Source organism: Pseudomonas sp. TH31 (assembly GCF_016650815.1).
Taxonomy (GTDB): Bacteria; Pseudomonadota; Gammaproteobacteria; order Pseudomonadales; family Pseudomonadaceae; genus Aquipseudomonas.
In genome coordinates, this window is the sequence record NZ_JAEKEZ010000029.1 from 858,097 (window position 1) to 871,314 (window position 13,218).

Sequence of the window (13,218 nt, forward strand, 5' to 3'; positions counted from 1 at the left end):
GCTTTAAGGCGTATCAGGCTGGTTCGCCGGGTGGGCCTTGATGAACGCTGGGTGTGTCGCAGCCAATGCCGCCACCCGGCGAATCCGCGGATAGGCCTCAAGTGAAATATTGAACCGCTCAGCCGCATACAGCTGCGGGATCAGGTAAACATCCGCCAGTCCTGGTTGATCGCCGAAGCAGTAACCGGCATCCCCGATCAACGGCTCCACCGTCGCCAGGCCTTGGCTGATCCAGTGACCGATCCACTCCACCACCTGCGGTTCATCGTGACCCAACTGGCGCAGTTTATTGAGCACGCTGACGTTGTGCAGCGGATGCACATCGCAACCAATCACCGCCGCCACGCCACGCTCGTGAGCGCGGGCAGCGAGGTCTTTGGACAGCAACGGCACCTGTGGATAACGCTCCTCCAGGTACTCGATGATCGCCGGCGACTGGATCAGTAATTCACCTTCATCGGTGCGCAATGCCGGCACCCGACCTTGCGGGTTGACCGCCAGGTACGCCGGCTGTCGATGCTCGCCACCCGCTGGGGCAATCAGGTTAATCGGCAGGGCCTGGTAATCCAGCCCCTTGAGCGCCAATGCGATGCGTACCCGGTAAGACGAGGTCGAACGGTAATAGGTATAGAGTTCCATGACCCGATCCTCTTAGCGTGTCGGCACGACTTTGCCACGGCATTCGCCGAACCCGATGGAAGCAAAACCGTCACGGCTGCAACGGGCGCGCAGGATGATTTCGTCGCCATCCTCAAGGAACTTGCGCACCTCGCCCGAGGCCAGTTCGATCGGCTTTTTACCGCCCTCGGTGATTTCCAGCAGACTGCCGAACTGACCGCTTTGCGGTCCCGACAAGGTGCCCGAACCGAACAGATCGCCCGCCTGCAATTGGCAGCCGTTGACGCTGTGGTGCGCGACCATTTGCGCCACGGTCCAGTACATGTGTTTTGTGTTGCTCAGGGTCAGGCGATGGGCCGGCAGGTTTTGCTCGCGCATGGTTTCGGTGAGCAACAGTACTTCCAGTTCGATGTCGAAAGCACCGCCCGCCTGATCGCGCTGGTCGAACAGGTATGGCAGCGGTTGCGGGTCGCCTTCAGGGCGCGCCGGTTGCGCGCGACGAAATGGCTGCAGCGCTTCGGCGGTGACGACCCAGGGCGAGATGCTGGTGATAAAACTCTTCGACAGGAACGGCCCCAGCGGCTGGTATTCCCAGGCCTGGATGTCCCGCGCCGACCAGTCGTTGAGCAGGCAGAAACCGGCAATGTGATCGGCGGCGTCGCCGATGGGGATGGCGTCGCCCATGTCGTTGCCCTGGCCGATCCAAATACCCAGTTCCAGCTCGTAATCCAGGCGCGCACACGGGCCAAACGTCGGTTCGGCCTGACCGGCCGGCAGGGTCTGGCCCTTCGGACGGCGCACGTCAGTGCCGGACGGACGGATGGTCGAGGCGCGGCCGTGATAACCGATCGGCACGTACTTGTAGTTCGGCAGCAACGGGTTATCAGGACGGAACAGTTTGCCAACGTTCTGCGCATGCTCGATGCCGACATAGAAGTCGGTGTAGTCGTTGATTTTCGCCGGCAGGTGCATCACGCAATTCGCCGCCAGTGGCAGCAGTCTGGCGCCTTGGGCTTCGATCTTGCCATGCAGGGTGCTGCCTTCGACGAACAGCTCCAGCAGGCGTTCGCGCATGGCAACGCGGGCCTCGCGGCCCAGTTCAAAGAAGGCATTGAGTTGGCCGCCACGGGTCGCTTCGACGGCGGTGCGCGCCGCGCCGTCAAACAAGCCGGCGTCGAGGGCCGCTTCCAGATCGAAAACATGTTCGCCGATGGCCACGCCGCTGCGGGGTGCAGAGCCGTTCACGCTGAACACGCCCAGAGGCAGGTTTTGCAGCGGGAAATCCGTGTGGCCGTTGGCAGAGGCAACCCAGCTACGAGTGATGGAAGTCTGAGTCATGGGTTATCTCCGGGTCGGGTCGAATGTAACGGGCAGCGTGGCCCAGCAGGCATCGTAGTTGGTTTGCAGTTGCGGACAATCGAGAGCGAACTGGCTCGGACGCAACACTTGGCTGGTCTCGAACATGAAAGCCATGGTGTTGTCGATTTTCGTCGGTGCGAGTTCGGCGTTGATCGCCTTGGTGCAGCTCTCGCCGTCCGGGCCGTGGGCGCTCATACAGCTGTGCAAGGACGCGCCGCCGGGCACGAATCCTTCGGCCTTGGCGTCGTAGGCGCCCTGGATCAGGCCCATGAATTCATTCATCAGGTTGCGGTGGAACCACGGTGGACGGAAGGTGTTCTCGGCCACCATCCAGCGCGGCGGGAAGATCACGAAGTCCAGATTCGCCAGGCCATGCACGCTGGTCGGCGAGGTCAGGACGGTGAAAATCGACGGATCCGGATGATCAAAACTCACGGTGCCGATGGTATTGAAACGGCGCAGGTCATATTTGTACGGCACGTTGTTGCCGTGCCAGGCCACCACGTTCAGCGGCGAATGATCGAGCTCGCAGCCCCATAACTGGCCGAGGAACTTTTGCACCAGGGTGGTCGGTTGCTTGAGGTCTTCGTAATGCGCCACCGGGGTCAGGAAGTCCCGTGGGTTGGCCAGGCCGTTGCTGCCGATCGGCCCCAGGTCCGGCAAGCGCAATGGCGCGCCGTGGTTCTCGGCGATATAGCCGCGAGCTTGCGGGTCGAGCAGTGCGACGCGGAATTTCAGACCGCGGGGCAGTACGGCGATCTCCAGTGGTTCCAGGTCCAGCACGCCGAGTTCGGTGGCGATGCGCAAACGGCCCTGTTCCGGCACCAGCAGCAATTCGCCGTCGGCGTTGAAGAACACACGCTCCATGGAGCGGTTGGCGCGGTAGCTGTAGATGCTGATCCCGGACGGTTTTTCCGCGCCGGAGTTGGCGGCCATGCTCACCAGCCCGTCGATGAAATCGGTCGGCTCGCTCGGGATGTCCAACGGGTTCCAGCGCAGCCGGTTAGGGGTCACGTCACCCAAGGGGCCGCCGGCCAGTTGCCGATCGAGTTTGACGAATGCCGGGTGATTGGCCGACGGCTGAATGCGGTACATCCAGGTGCGGCGCGATTCGCTGCGAACCATGGTGAACGCGGTGCCGGAGAACAGTTCGGTGTAGAGGCCGTACGGGACTTTTTGCGGGGAGTTCTGGCCGACGGGCAGTGCGCCGGGCAATGCTTCGCTGCTGAATTCGTTGCCCAAGCCAGACTGATAAACCAGTGCTGGCGCCGTTGAATCGAGGTTCATGGAGCCTCCTGAACAGGGAGTAGGCAATGGCCTGTCGCTCTGCTTCAGAGGTCTCGGCACGCCTGGGTTATTTTTATCGTAATCCAATTACGCATAACGTAATTTGATTGGTATTGACCGTCAAGCTATAAAGACGCCCATTCGTCCCGGGATCACACCGCCTCCATGGAAAAGCCGCGCAGTAACGATAAACAGAAAGTCCGCTCGGCCGAGGTCGGCACTGACATCCTCAAGGCCCTGGCCGAACTGTCGCCGTCGACCTCGTTGTCGCGCCTGGCCGAACATGTGCAGATGCCGGCGAGCAAGGTTCACCGCTATTTACAGGCGCTGATCGCCAGCGGTTTTGCCGAGCAGAATACCGCCACCAACCATTACGGCCTCGGCCGTGAAGCCCTGCGCGTAGGCCTCGCTGCACTCAACAGTATGGACGTGTTGAAAGTCGCCGCCCTGCCCTTGGCCGAGTTGCGCGATGATCTGAACGAAACCTGTTTTTTGGCGGTGTGGGGCAATCAGGGCGCGACCGTGGTGCACATCGAACCGGCGGTGCGTGCAGTGACGGTGGTGACGCAGTTGGGGTCAGTACTACCGTTGCTGAGTTCCTCGACAGGCCTGGTATTCAGTGCCTTTCTGCCCAATCGGGAAACCGTGGAATTGCGCCAACGGGAAATCCAGGCCAGCGCGGCACATGCCCTGGCAGACGATCAGGTCTATACGACCTTGTGCGAGCAGATTCGCGAACGCGGTTTGCATCATGTTCACGGCTTGCTGATGCCCGGTGTGGACGCGTTGTCCGCCCCGGTGTTCAACGCCGTCGGCCAAGTGGCGGCGGTGTTGACGATCGTAGGTCCGACCTCATTGTTCCACGCAGATGAAGACGGCCCGGCGGCGCAGCGATTACTGGCGGCAACCGGGCCGTGAGTTGGCGGATGGGCTATCACCCGGCACCCGACCTTTAGGGTCCTCGTCATGTAGCAGCTGGCGAAGCCTGCGTTCGGTTCGGGCGCAGCAGTCGTGAAATCAGCCGGCGCGGTGCGTCAGGAAAACCGCGCGCTCAGGTTTCACGACTGCTGCGCAGCCGAACGCAGGCTTCGCCAGCTGCTACGGGGCGGAGGAGTGCCCGACAAATATTGACTGTTACATACCCCGTAACAGTGCATGTCCGGATTCGCTATTTTTCCTTTGGGCTCAAGGCCTTATTCTTGCCGGGCTTTCACGGGAAACCGGCGCAAAGCACGAAGCGAAGGCCTGTGATCAGCCCACGTCATTCGCGAAGATCTCAGATGGATTGAAGCGTTCTTCGACTCATCACCCTGTGTTCACTGACGTTGATTTATTGCTCCTTGATCAAACGTCTTACTTTGGCCGCTGCGTTTGCAGCGGCCTTTTTTATGGGCGATGGTGTTGAGCGAGGGAGTCACGGAGCGGATCGCAGGACCCAGGCAAGCCCCGCGAAAGAAGCATTGTCAGAGGGCATATTTCTGCAAATTTGCCATCATTTCCTTCAACGCCTCTATGTTGTCCTTCGGATGCGCCGCCCCCTCGAAATCGCAAATCTGTTGCCAATGCGCCGCCACATCTTCGGGCGAAAAACCGACTCGCGGATCAAACCCTGCGCCCAGGCTGCGTTCCCAACGAACTTTCCCCATCCAGCCGCCACCGACTTCAAACAACCCTGAGGTTTCCTGGCAATTCTCACTGGCCAGGTACACCACCAACGGACTGACCAGTTCCGGTTTGAGTTGTTCGAACACTTGAGGCGGGATCAGGCCTTCGGTCATGCGGGTGCCGCCGGTGGGGGCGATGGCGTTGACCAGGATGTTGTTCTTGCGACCTTCGATGGCCAGGGTCCGGGTCAGGCCGTAGAGGCCGAGTTTGGCCATGCCGTAGTTGGACTGGCCGAAGTTGCCGTAGATGCCTGACGTCGAAGCCGTGAAAATCACTCGACCGTAATTTTGCTCACGCATATGCGGCCAGGCCGCGCGGGTCACTTTGTAGGCGCCTTCGACGTGGACGCGGTAAACCAGGTCCCAGTCGGCGTCGTCCATTTTGTGGAAGGTCTTGTCCCGCAGGATGCCGGCGTTGTTGACCACCACGTCGACGCGGCCAAACACGTCGAGGGCGTTTTGCACCAGTTTGTCGCCGTCAGTGACGGAGTCATGGTTGGCCTCGGCCGTGCCGCCCGCCTCGCGAATTTCAGCGACCACACGGTCCGCTGCCGATGCGTTGGCACCTTCACCCTGAGTCGAGCCGCCGAGGTCGTTGACCAGCACTTTGGCGCCCTGTCTGGCGAACAGCAGCGCATGCGCCCGCCCGAGTCCGCCACCCGCTCCGGTGATGATCACGACTTTATCTTCGAAGCGCACAGACTCATTCATGGGGAACTCCAGCAGGCCAGGGGACAATGACCTCGAGTGTCAGGCACCGGGCGGCGGGTCACAATCAAGACGAGGGGGCTGAATGGTGCGCGATAAGGCAGGGGGATGATGAGGTGAATGTTAAAAAAGATCGCAGCCTTCGGCAGCTCCTACGCGCCTGTGGGCGCCGCCGAAGGCTGCGATCTTTTCACGAACACGCCCGCTTTAGCGGTGCTGAAACCAGCCGGTCGCGGAACGCCAGATAGTGCTTGAGCACCTGGACCGGCGCCTCGGTCTGGGGGTAGTGGCCGATACCGTTGAGCAGCACCGTGTCGGGGTTGGGGATCAGTTCCCGATAGCGCGCGACCATGTGTGCGCCGGAAATCGGATCGACCTCGCCATCGATCACCCGCAACGGCACGTCGCCGCGCTGCATGGCACCCACCCAGCGTTCCCGTTGTACCCGGCGCTGCGGAATGTAACCAATGAGCTTATGCATGACCCGCGGCCCGTGATTGCTGTCGATCAGGCTCCAGAAATCATCCATTTCGCTTTCAGTAGGCCGTGTCTGCGGACCGAAGATCTGCCGGAAACTTTTCACCAGGCCATCCCGGTAAAGGCGCGGCCGATCATCCAGCCCAACGGGCTGAGCAAGAGTTTTTGCATCAGTACCGGACGATGGGTTTCCGGGAACAGGCCACCGTTGAGGAACACGCAACTGGCAATATTCACCCGGGCCTCGTGATGCCGGGCCAGCAGTTCCTGGGCCACGCTGTCGCCGTAATCGTGGGCCAACAGGTGCACCGGCTGCTCGATGTTCAGGTGTTTGAGCAAGGCCTGTTGCAAATCGGTTTGCTCCAGCAGGCTGTACTGGTGATTCACCGGTTTGGCCGAATCGCCGAAGCCGAGCATGTCGCAGGCAATCACCCGGTAGCGCTGCGCAAGCGGCTGCCACAGGTAATGCCAGTCCCAACTGGCGGTCGGGAAGCCATGGATCAGCAACAGCGGCTCACCCTGCCCGGCCGTCCAGTAACGGATGGCCTGGCCACGGAAGACAAACGTCTGGCCGCGTTTGCGCCAGACACACAGGGGGATCTCGGCGAGTGGCATTAGAGTTTATAACCCGGGGATTGTTGATCGAGTTTGCGCAGCAGCGCTGGCCAGGCCAGTGCGCCGCCCATCCCTTGAGCACTTTTGGTGACGCCGACGATCATCGCCTTGGCGCCCGCCAGAATCTGCGGTTCGATGACGATCAACTCGGCGCCACCGTTCTGCGCCAGCACCTGGATATCGCAGGCACGCTGGAAGGTGAACATCATCAGGAACGTGTCAGCGATGGTGCCGCTACAGGTCAGCAGACCGTGGTTGTGCAGCATCAGGAAATTGTTTTCACCAAGGTCGGCTTGCAGCCGTGCCTTCTCTTCGTGGTTCAGCGCAACCCCTTCGTAGGCGTGATAAGCCAGGCTGGACAGGACGAACAACGATTGCTGGCTGATCGGCAAAACGCCTTGCTTCTGCGCCGATACCGCCACACCCGCCGCGGTGTGGGTATGCAGCACGCAGACGACGTCGTGACGCACTTCATGCACGGCGCTGTGGATAGTGTAGCCGGCCGGGTTGATCTCGTAAGGGCTGTCCATCAGCTTGTTGCCGGCCTGGTCGACCTTGACCAGGCTCGACGCGGTGATTTCGTGAAACATCATCCCGAACGGGTTGATCAGGAAGTCTTCGGTGCCCGGCACCTTCGCCGAGATATGGGTAAAGATCAGATCATCCCAGCCATGCAGGGCCACCAGCCGATAACAGGCGGCCAGGTCGACGCGGGTCTGCCACTCGGCGGCACTGACCTGGTCTTTGACACAGTGGGGCGATTGAACGGGGGTCACACTCACGGCAAGGACCTCTCTTTTTTATTGTTTTGCTGACGTGTCAGCAGTCTAGTCAGCCCCCGGACTTCGTGTAGTTGCATTAGCAGCCAGCTTGATGGCCTAGCGAGTCAGCGCGGCACCGGGCTTGGATCCATGCCATGGCACCGACTCAAAGGATCGACGCCAACAAGGGTGCCGCGAACAGATTCAGCAACCCTGTCAGAACCATGACCAGCCCCGCCACCGAGCCTTCTTCACCGCCCACTTCATGGGCCCGGCTGACCCCGGCACCGTGGGCACCGACACCAAACAATGCACCTCGGGCCAGGGCGCTGCGCAGCGGCAACCACTTGAGCAGGATGCCGCCGAGCATCGCCCCGAACACCCCGGTAAACATCACAAACACCGCGGTCAATTCCGGCACGCCACCGAGGTCGTGGGCCAACGGCATGGCAAAGGGTGTGGTAATCGAACGGGGCACCAGCGACATCGTCACCGAGCTGTCCAGCGCCAGCGCCTTGGCCAGCCCGAACGAACTGCCGATGGATGCCGCGCTGCCCGTCAGCATCCCGAGCAGCAACGCCGACCAATGCCGCGCCAGCATTTGCCGCTGCTGCCAGATCGGCACCGCGAAGGCCACGGTGACCGGCCCCAGCACTGCCATCAGCCAATGGGTGTTGCTTGAATATTCAGCGTAGGCAGTGTGCAGCGGCACGGCGAGCGCCAGTAGCAAGGCCGGGACCAGAATCAGCGGCGACAGCAAGTAACGTCCGGTGCGCCGATAGATCCAGCGACTGAACAAATAGGCCAGCAAGGTAAACGCCAGCCAGAACATCGGCATCAGCTCAAGCTTCATGGGACCTCCTCAACCGCACGACCAATTCCACTGTAAACGCCGTCACCAGCATCACCATCAACGTGCTGACGCCGATCACCAACAAGATCCGCCAGCCGTCATCGCGCAGCAGGCCGCCGTAATCGAGCAGACTCATCAGCGCGGGAATAAAGAACAACAGCATCTCGGCCATCAACAATCCGGCCCCCATCTGCAACGCGGCGGGTTTTACCCAACCGAACGCGAACGCCAGCAGCAACAACGCCATGCCGATCACCCCGCCCGGAATTGGCCAGGCAAACCACGCGGCCAATTGGCAGCCGAGCAGGTAGATCGCCAGCAGCACGGCCAGCTCAGCGACGAGTCGGGAAAGCTTTCTCAGCGTTGGAGAGTTCTGGGTTGATGCGTTCATGGATTCGGTCCTCACAGGCGCTCATTTTACGGAGCGGGCTGCTATCCCCGAAGCGAATTGTTAGACTCAAAGCCATTCCAAAATGGAATCAGACACATGGAATTCAAACAGCTGCGCAGCTTCATCGAAGTCATGCACCAAGGTGGCTTCACCCAGGCCGCCAAGACCCTGCACATCAGCCAGTCGGCGGTGAGCAAGCAGGTCGCACAACTTGAGCAAAGCCTCGGTACCCCGCTGCTTGAACGCCTGGGCTCGCAGTTGCGCCTGACCGCCGCCGGCAGCGTGGTGTTGCAACGCGCTGAAGGCATGCTGCGCCTGCGCAATGAATTGCTCAGCGAGCTGGACGATTTGAGCCAGCTGGCCCGTGGGGAGTTGCGCCTGGGCTTGCCGCTGCTGGGCAGTGACGCGTTGTTCGCCGGACTGTTCGCCGAATACCGGCGGCGCTACCCGAACATCAGCATTCAATTGCTCGAAGGCGGTAGCCTGAACATCGAACAAGCCGTATTAAGTGGAGAACTGGAACTGGGTGGCAGCCTGCTGACGAAGGATCCGCAATTCGCTTTTCAGCCGTTCTGCGACGAACCGCTGGACGCCTTGTTGCCGGCCGATCATCCATTGGCAACGAAGACCGTGATTGGTCTGCAGGAGTTGGCCGACACGCCGTTCCTGCTGTACCAGCGCAGTTTTGTGCTCAACGACCGATTGCTTCAGGCCTGCCAACAGTTGGGGTTTACGCCCAAGGAAGGCGGACGCAGCGGTCAGGCGGATTTTCTCGCGGCGCTGGTGGCTGCCGGGCAAGGCGTAGTGCTGTTGCCCCGCGTGGTGGCGCGCGGGCTGGTGCGGCCAGGCGTGGTGCGCCTGACCTTGAACGCGCCGGCTTACTTGCGCTGGGACATTGCCTTTATCTGGCGCCAGGGCGCGTACCTGTCAAAAGCCGCCCAAGCCTGGCTCGCACTACTGCGCGAGCATCCGGTCAGCCGCGCAGAGCGCTGACCAGTTCGGCCAGCCAAGGCTCGGCGTCGGTTTCCGGGGTGACGCTTTCGCTGGCATCCAGGCGCAGCATCGGCAGGACTTCACGCAGGCCCAGTTCGCCGAACAATTCGCGCATCTGCTCGCCGCCACCGCAGAAGGTGTCGCCATAGCTCGCATCGCCCAAGCCGATCACCGCGCCCGGCAAACCACGCCAGGCGGCAGGCAACTGGTCGCGAATCATCGAGTACAACGGTTGCAGGTTATCCGGCAATTCGCCCATGCCCGTGGTCGAAGTCACGGCCAGAAAAGCTTCGGGGCCGAAAGCCTGGACGTCGGCAAGGCTGGCGCGCGGGTTATGCCAGGCCTCGAAACCGGCGGCTTTCAAAATATTCGCAGCGTGCCGGGCGACTTCTTCAGCCGTGCCGTACACCGAGCCGGAAAGGATGGCGACTTTCATCAATCTGATCCTGAAGCGGGAAAAAGACTGGCGATATTAACAGCAGCGGCAAAAAATCTGCGATTGCCTCTCGATAAGTGCTGATGGCCAGTAGACAGCCCTTATTGTTCTTCTAAAATGCAGCGCGTAATCAACTCGGAAAGGATTCTCTGATGATCAACGCTCAGCTGCTGCAAATGGTGATCAACGCGTCCAATGACGGCATCGTGATTGCCGAAAAGGAAGGCGAGCTGGACAACATCCTGATTTACGTCAACCCGGCGTTCGAACGCCTGACCGGTTACACCAGCGAAGAAATCCTCTACCAGGACTGCCGCTTCCTCCAATCCGGAGATCGCGATCAAGAAGCGCTGGGGCTGATTCGTGAAGCGTTGGGCAGCGACGGTTCGTGTCGGCAAGTGCTGCGCAACTACCGCAAGGACGGCACTCCGTTCTGGAATGAACTGTCCCTTTCGACGGTTAAAAACGAAAGCGACGGACAAACGTATTTCGTCGGTGTACAAAAAGACGTAACGGTTCAGGTCAAGGCGCTGCAGCGGGTCACCCAACTGGAAGCGCAGGTGACAGAATTGCAGGCTGAACTTGCTGCACTCAAAGCGACGAACGGCACAAACAAAACAGCGAACTAGATGTCATTAACTACAATCACCAATGACTTTGTAACTATATCTTTCGAGCAAGCCATGCAACGCGACGCACTCCTGACCCAGGATGAGCTGGATTTTATCCAGACCATGCAGCATAACCCGCAGCTCAATGTGCGGGATGCAACGTCGAGCCTGCTCGTTAACGGTGGTTCGCAAATCCGTGACCTGCTCACGCGCCTGGCAGCCCATGAGCAAGTCACCATCCAGGCCAACTTCGAAAACCAGCAAATGACCTTCCCGCTGCATCTGGTCGAGGACGAGTTCCACGCGCTGCATCTGCGCCTGGGCGTGCCGAGCATTTTTGAAGACGGACCGATGGTGCGACCTTGGCGCCTGGCACTTGAGGAACCGGTTGCGCTGGAGAATGCCAAGGGGCAGCCCGGCACGATGTGGGTCCACGAAGTGTCGTTCAAAGGGGTTTTGCTGGAGGTCCGCAACAAGACCAAGCCACCGAAGCATTTCGCGTTGTGGTTCAGCCCGTCAGGTTATGAGCGAATCGCGTTGCGCGGCACATTCGAGCGGGAAACCGAGCAAGGCTTCTTCGCTTATCAGCTCAGTCAGAGCGACAAAGACGAAACCGAACGCCTGCGTCAGTTCATCCTTCAGCAACATCGCCTGACTCATCCTGCCCTGCACGCCTGAAGTTCAAGTATCCAGATTGCCTGCCAGGAACTGCTTCAGGCGCTGACGCATCAACAAACCTTCATTACCCAGACAACCGATCGATGATCCGGCCAGGCTTTCCTGCGCCAGGTCAGACGCATCACCGGCCAGCATCAACTGACAATCCAGACTCATGGTCAAGCGGTTCAGGCGCCTCGGCAGTTCAGGTGAAGGCACGTGATTGGAAAACAACACAAGTGCCTGGGGTTTGATTCTTTCACAGACCAGGGTCAGCTCATCAAATGGCTGGCCGATCGTGAGCACACGCACGCCTGAATCGGCCCCGCTCAGGAACAGCGCGGCCACCAGCAGTTCCAATTCACGGCACTGACCGGCCAGGGCGCTGACAACGACCCGGCGCGGCGATGTATCACGTATCAGCAACAAGCGCTGCGACACCCGTGATCGCAGGAACGCATCGAGGAACAACCATTCGCTGGTCTGGCCGAACGTATCCTGTCGCTGCAGCAGCAGCTTCCAGAGCGGCATCAGAATGTCCTGGAACACCACAGGCAGTGAGTAGCTGGAAAAAATCTGCCCGTAGACCCGTTCCAGCTGGAGATCGTCGAAGGCACTGACAGCGGCCTGAACCTGCTGCTGCCACTGGGTGTAATCCGCCAGCACAAGTTCATTGGGAATGATGTGCGAGAGCGCTTTGAGCGGCTCGGTCTTCGCCAGGATCTTGCCGACCTTGCTCACCGCGACACCACGCTCGATCCAGCCCAGAATGCTGCGGACCGTCTCGATATCGGCCATTGAATACAGCCGATGCCCACTTTCGGTGCGTGTCGGTTGAATCAGCCCATAACGACGTTCCCATGCCCGCAGTGTGACCGGGTTGATACCGGTCAGGCGTGACACTTCCCGGATCGGAAAAAGTTCTTCCTGATCGAGGGAAGCCACAGGCAAAAAACCAAGGGAAACGTCAGTCAGGACAGGCATTTTAGCGTCGATCGTCCACGGGCAAGTTGGATCCCATTCTAGCGCTTAACCCCAGTAATCACTCAAGTTTGTTGATGGACGACGAATGCCTCTGGTGTAATTTTCATATTCAGGAATAATCCTTGCTTGTCCAAAGACGCAGCCCACCACCCCGGCGCTGTGCCTGGCGAAACTCCTACCCGGAGTAACGCAATTGTTATTCGGAGATACAAAATGTCTACCTCCCCGTCACGCTGATGGTCGCGCGCCGCGTTGCCGATGGGCGTTATCAGGACCTGATCGCCTGGTTGCGTGAAGGCGAACAACTGGCCACCGACTTTCCCGGCTATCTCGGCTCTGGCGTGCTCGCTCCGCCGCCCGATGATAACGAATTCCAGATTATCTTCCGCTTCGCCGACGAGCAGACCCTGCACGCCTGGGAGCACTCCGCTTCGCGTACCGCCTGGCTGGGACGCGGCAGCGACTTATTCGCCCATCCGACAGAACATCGGGTCAGCGGTATCGAAGGCTGGTTCGGCGCGGTCGGCCAACGTCCGCCACGCTGGAAACAAGCCGTGGCGATCTGGCTGGCGTTCTTCCCGGTGTCGCTGCTGTTCAACTTTGTGCTGGGGCCGTTGCTCGGCGAAATGAGCCTGTTGCCTCGGGTGTTCATCAGTACCCTGTGCCTGACACCGCTGATGGTTTATTTCTTTATTCCGTTGTCGACCCATCTGTTGGCGAACTGGCTGCACAGCGCGCCGACGCGGCCGTTGCCTGCTGCCACCACCACCCAAAACCGCTGATCTCTGTAGGAGCGAGGCTTGC

Annotated in this window: 13 protein-coding genes and 2 pseudogenes; 5 read left to right on the plus strand and 10 right to left on the minus strand. The window is 60.2% G+C overall.

Features of this window, described 5'->3' with window-relative positions:
• Nucleotides 1–3: 3 nt before the first annotated feature.
• From maiA to hmgA, 3 genes are read right to left on the minus strand one after another with little or no spacing between them, the layout of a single operon-like run.
• Nucleotides 4–639 carry a maleylacetoacetate isomerase gene (maiA, locus tag JFV26_RS23435; protein ID WP_201195741.1) on the minus strand — a complete coding sequence of 212 codons (636 nt, stop codon included), beginning with the start codon at nucleotides 637–639 and terminating at the stop codon, nucleotides 4–6.
• Nucleotides 640–651: 12 nt separating this feature from the next.
• A complete protein-coding gene (fahA, locus tag JFV26_RS23440) occupies nucleotides 652–1,956 on the minus strand; it encodes a fumarylacetoacetase (protein ID WP_201195743.1) in 1,305 nt (434 codons plus the stop codon).
• Between the two features lie 3 nt (nucleotides 1,957–1,959).
• Nucleotides 1,960–3,264, minus strand: a complete 1,305-nt coding sequence (hmgA, locus tag JFV26_RS23445) for a homogentisate 1,2-dioxygenase (RefSeq protein WP_201195745.1) — start codon at nucleotides 3,262–3,264, stop codon at nucleotides 1,960–1,962.
• Between the two features lie 165 nt (nucleotides 3,265–3,429).
• On the opposite strand from hmgA, the pseudogene JFV26_RS23450 reads away from it, so the two are divergent.
• Nucleotides 3,430–4,220: pseudogene (locus JFV26_RS23450) on the plus strand (IclR family transcriptional regulator).
• Between the two features lie 507 nt (nucleotides 4,221–4,727).
• Here the strand turns inward: JFV26_RS23450 and JFV26_RS23455 are convergent.
• From JFV26_RS23455 to JFV26_RS23475, 5 genes and pseudogenes are all read right to left on the minus strand, one after another.
• Entirely contained in the window at nucleotides 4,728–5,639 is a 912-nt protein-coding gene (locus JFV26_RS23455) for an SDR family oxidoreductase (protein WP_201195746.1), read from the minus strand.
• A 187-nt stretch (nucleotides 5,640–5,826) separates the two neighbouring features.
• Nucleotides 5,827–6,728, minus strand: a pseudogene (locus tag JFV26_RS23460) (alpha/beta fold hydrolase).
• Nucleotides 6,728–7,504, minus strand: a complete 777-nt coding sequence (locus JFV26_RS23465) for a class II aldolase/adducin family protein (protein ID WP_201195895.1) — start codon at nucleotides 7,502–7,504, stop codon at nucleotides 6,728–6,730. Before JFV26_RS23465 ends, JFV26_RS23460 begins: the two are co-directional and overlap by 1 nt.
• A gap of 151 nt (nucleotides 7,505–7,655) precedes the next feature.
• Nucleotides 7,656–8,342: an LrgB family protein gene (locus JFV26_RS23470; protein WP_201195748.1), complete on the minus strand. Its 687-nt coding sequence runs from the start codon at nucleotides 8,340–8,342 to the stop codon at nucleotides 7,656–7,658.
• Complete coding sequence (locus JFV26_RS23475) at nucleotides 8,332–8,733, minus strand: CidA/LrgA family protein (RefSeq protein ID WP_201195750.1); 402 nt, start codon at nucleotides 8,731–8,733, stop codon at nucleotides 8,332–8,334. Before JFV26_RS23475 ends, JFV26_RS23470 begins: the two co-directional genes overlap by 11 nt.
• 96 nt (nucleotides 8,734–8,829) lie before the next feature.
• Between JFV26_RS23475 and JFV26_RS23480 the strand changes: the two genes are divergently transcribed.
• Nucleotides 8,830–9,726: a LysR family transcriptional regulator gene (locus tag JFV26_RS23480; protein ID WP_201195751.1), complete on the plus strand. Its 897-nt coding sequence runs from the start codon at nucleotides 8,830–8,832 to the stop codon at nucleotides 9,724–9,726.
• On the opposite strand, the gene JFV26_RS23485 is transcribed toward JFV26_RS23480, so the two are convergent.
• Nucleotides 9,707–10,162, minus strand: coding sequence for a flavodoxin (locus JFV26_RS23485; RefSeq protein WP_201195752.1), 456 nt, complete (start codon nucleotides 10,160–10,162; stop codon nucleotides 9,707–9,709). The genes JFV26_RS23480 and JFV26_RS23485 overlap by 20 nt on opposite strands.
• A 152-nt stretch (nucleotides 10,163–10,314) precedes the next feature.
• On the opposite strand from JFV26_RS23485, the gene JFV26_RS23490 reads away from it, so the two are divergent.
• A complete protein-coding gene (locus JFV26_RS23490) occupies nucleotides 10,315–10,791 on the plus strand; it encodes a PAS domain-containing protein (RefSeq protein WP_201195753.1) in 477 nt (158 codons plus the stop codon).
• A 54-nt stretch (nucleotides 10,792–10,845) separates the two neighbouring features.
• Nucleotides 10,846–11,451, plus strand: coding sequence for a hypothetical protein (locus JFV26_RS23495; protein ID WP_201195754.1), 606 nt, complete (start codon nucleotides 10,846–10,848; stop codon nucleotides 11,449–11,451).
• Nucleotides 11,452–11,454: 3 nt separating this feature from the next.
• On the opposite strand, the gene JFV26_RS23500 is transcribed toward JFV26_RS23495, so the two are convergent.
• The gene (locus JFV26_RS23500) at nucleotides 11,455–12,414 is read right to left on the minus strand and encodes a MerR family transcriptional regulator (RefSeq protein ID WP_201195755.1); all 960 of its coding nucleotides are present in this window, start codon (nucleotides 12,412–12,414) and stop codon (nucleotides 11,455–11,457) included.
• Nucleotides 12,415–12,650: 236 nt separating this feature from the next.
• On the opposite strand from JFV26_RS23500, the gene JFV26_RS23505 reads away from it, so the two are divergent.
• Entirely contained in the window at nucleotides 12,651–13,196 is a 546-nt protein-coding gene (locus JFV26_RS23505; RefSeq protein WP_201195756.1) for an antibiotic biosynthesis monooxygenase, read from the plus strand.
• The last annotated feature ends 22 nt before the right edge of the window (nucleotides 13,197–13,218 follow it).

What these genes read in the sequence shown, in the direction of transcription:
- maiA (WP_201195741.1), bottom strand. Translation starts at nt 639, where the DNA reads ATGGAACTCTATACCTATTACCGTTCGACCTCGTCTTACCGGGTACGC.
- fahA (WP_201195743.1), bottom strand. Translation starts at nt 1,956, where the DNA reads ATGACTCAGACTTCCATCACTCGTAGCTGGGTTGCCTCTGCCAACGGC.
- hmgA (WP_201195745.1), bottom strand. Translation starts at nt 3,264, where the DNA reads ATGAACCTCGATTCAACGGCGCCAGCACTGGTTTATCAGTCTGGCTTG.
- JFV26_RS23455 (WP_201195746.1), bottom strand. Translation starts at nt 5,639, where the DNA reads ATGAATGAGTCTGTGCGCTTCGAAGATAAAGTCGTGATCATCACCGGA.
- JFV26_RS23470 (WP_201195748.1), bottom strand. Translation starts at nt 8,342, where the DNA reads ATGAAGCTTGAGCTGATGCCGATGTTCTGGCTGGCGTTTACCTTGCTG.
- JFV26_RS23475 (WP_201195750.1), bottom strand. Translation starts at nt 8,733, where the DNA reads ATGAACGCATCAACCCAGAACTCTCCAACGCTGAGAAAGCTTTCCCGA.
- JFV26_RS23480 (WP_201195751.1), top strand. Translation starts at nt 8,830, where the DNA reads ATGGAATTCAAACAGCTGCGCAGCTTCATCGAAGTCATGCACCAAGGT.
- JFV26_RS23485 (WP_201195752.1), bottom strand. Translation starts at nt 10,162, where the DNA reads ATGAAAGTCGCCATCCTTTCCGGCTCGGTGTACGGCACGGCTGAAGAA.
- JFV26_RS23490 (WP_201195753.1), top strand. Translation starts at nt 10,315, where the DNA reads ATGATCAACGCTCAGCTGCTGCAAATGGTGATCAACGCGTCCAATGAC.
- JFV26_RS23495 (WP_201195754.1), top strand. Translation starts at nt 10,846, where the DNA reads ATGCAACGCGACGCACTCCTGACCCAGGATGAGCTGGATTTTATCCAG.
- JFV26_RS23500 (WP_201195755.1), bottom strand. Translation starts at nt 12,414, where the DNA reads ATGCCTGTCCTGACTGACGTTTCCCTTGGTTTTTTGCCTGTGGCTTCC.
- JFV26_RS23505 (WP_201195756.1), top strand. Translation starts at nt 12,651, where the DNA reads ATGGTCGCGCGCCGCGTTGCCGATGGGCGTTATCAGGACCTGATCGCC.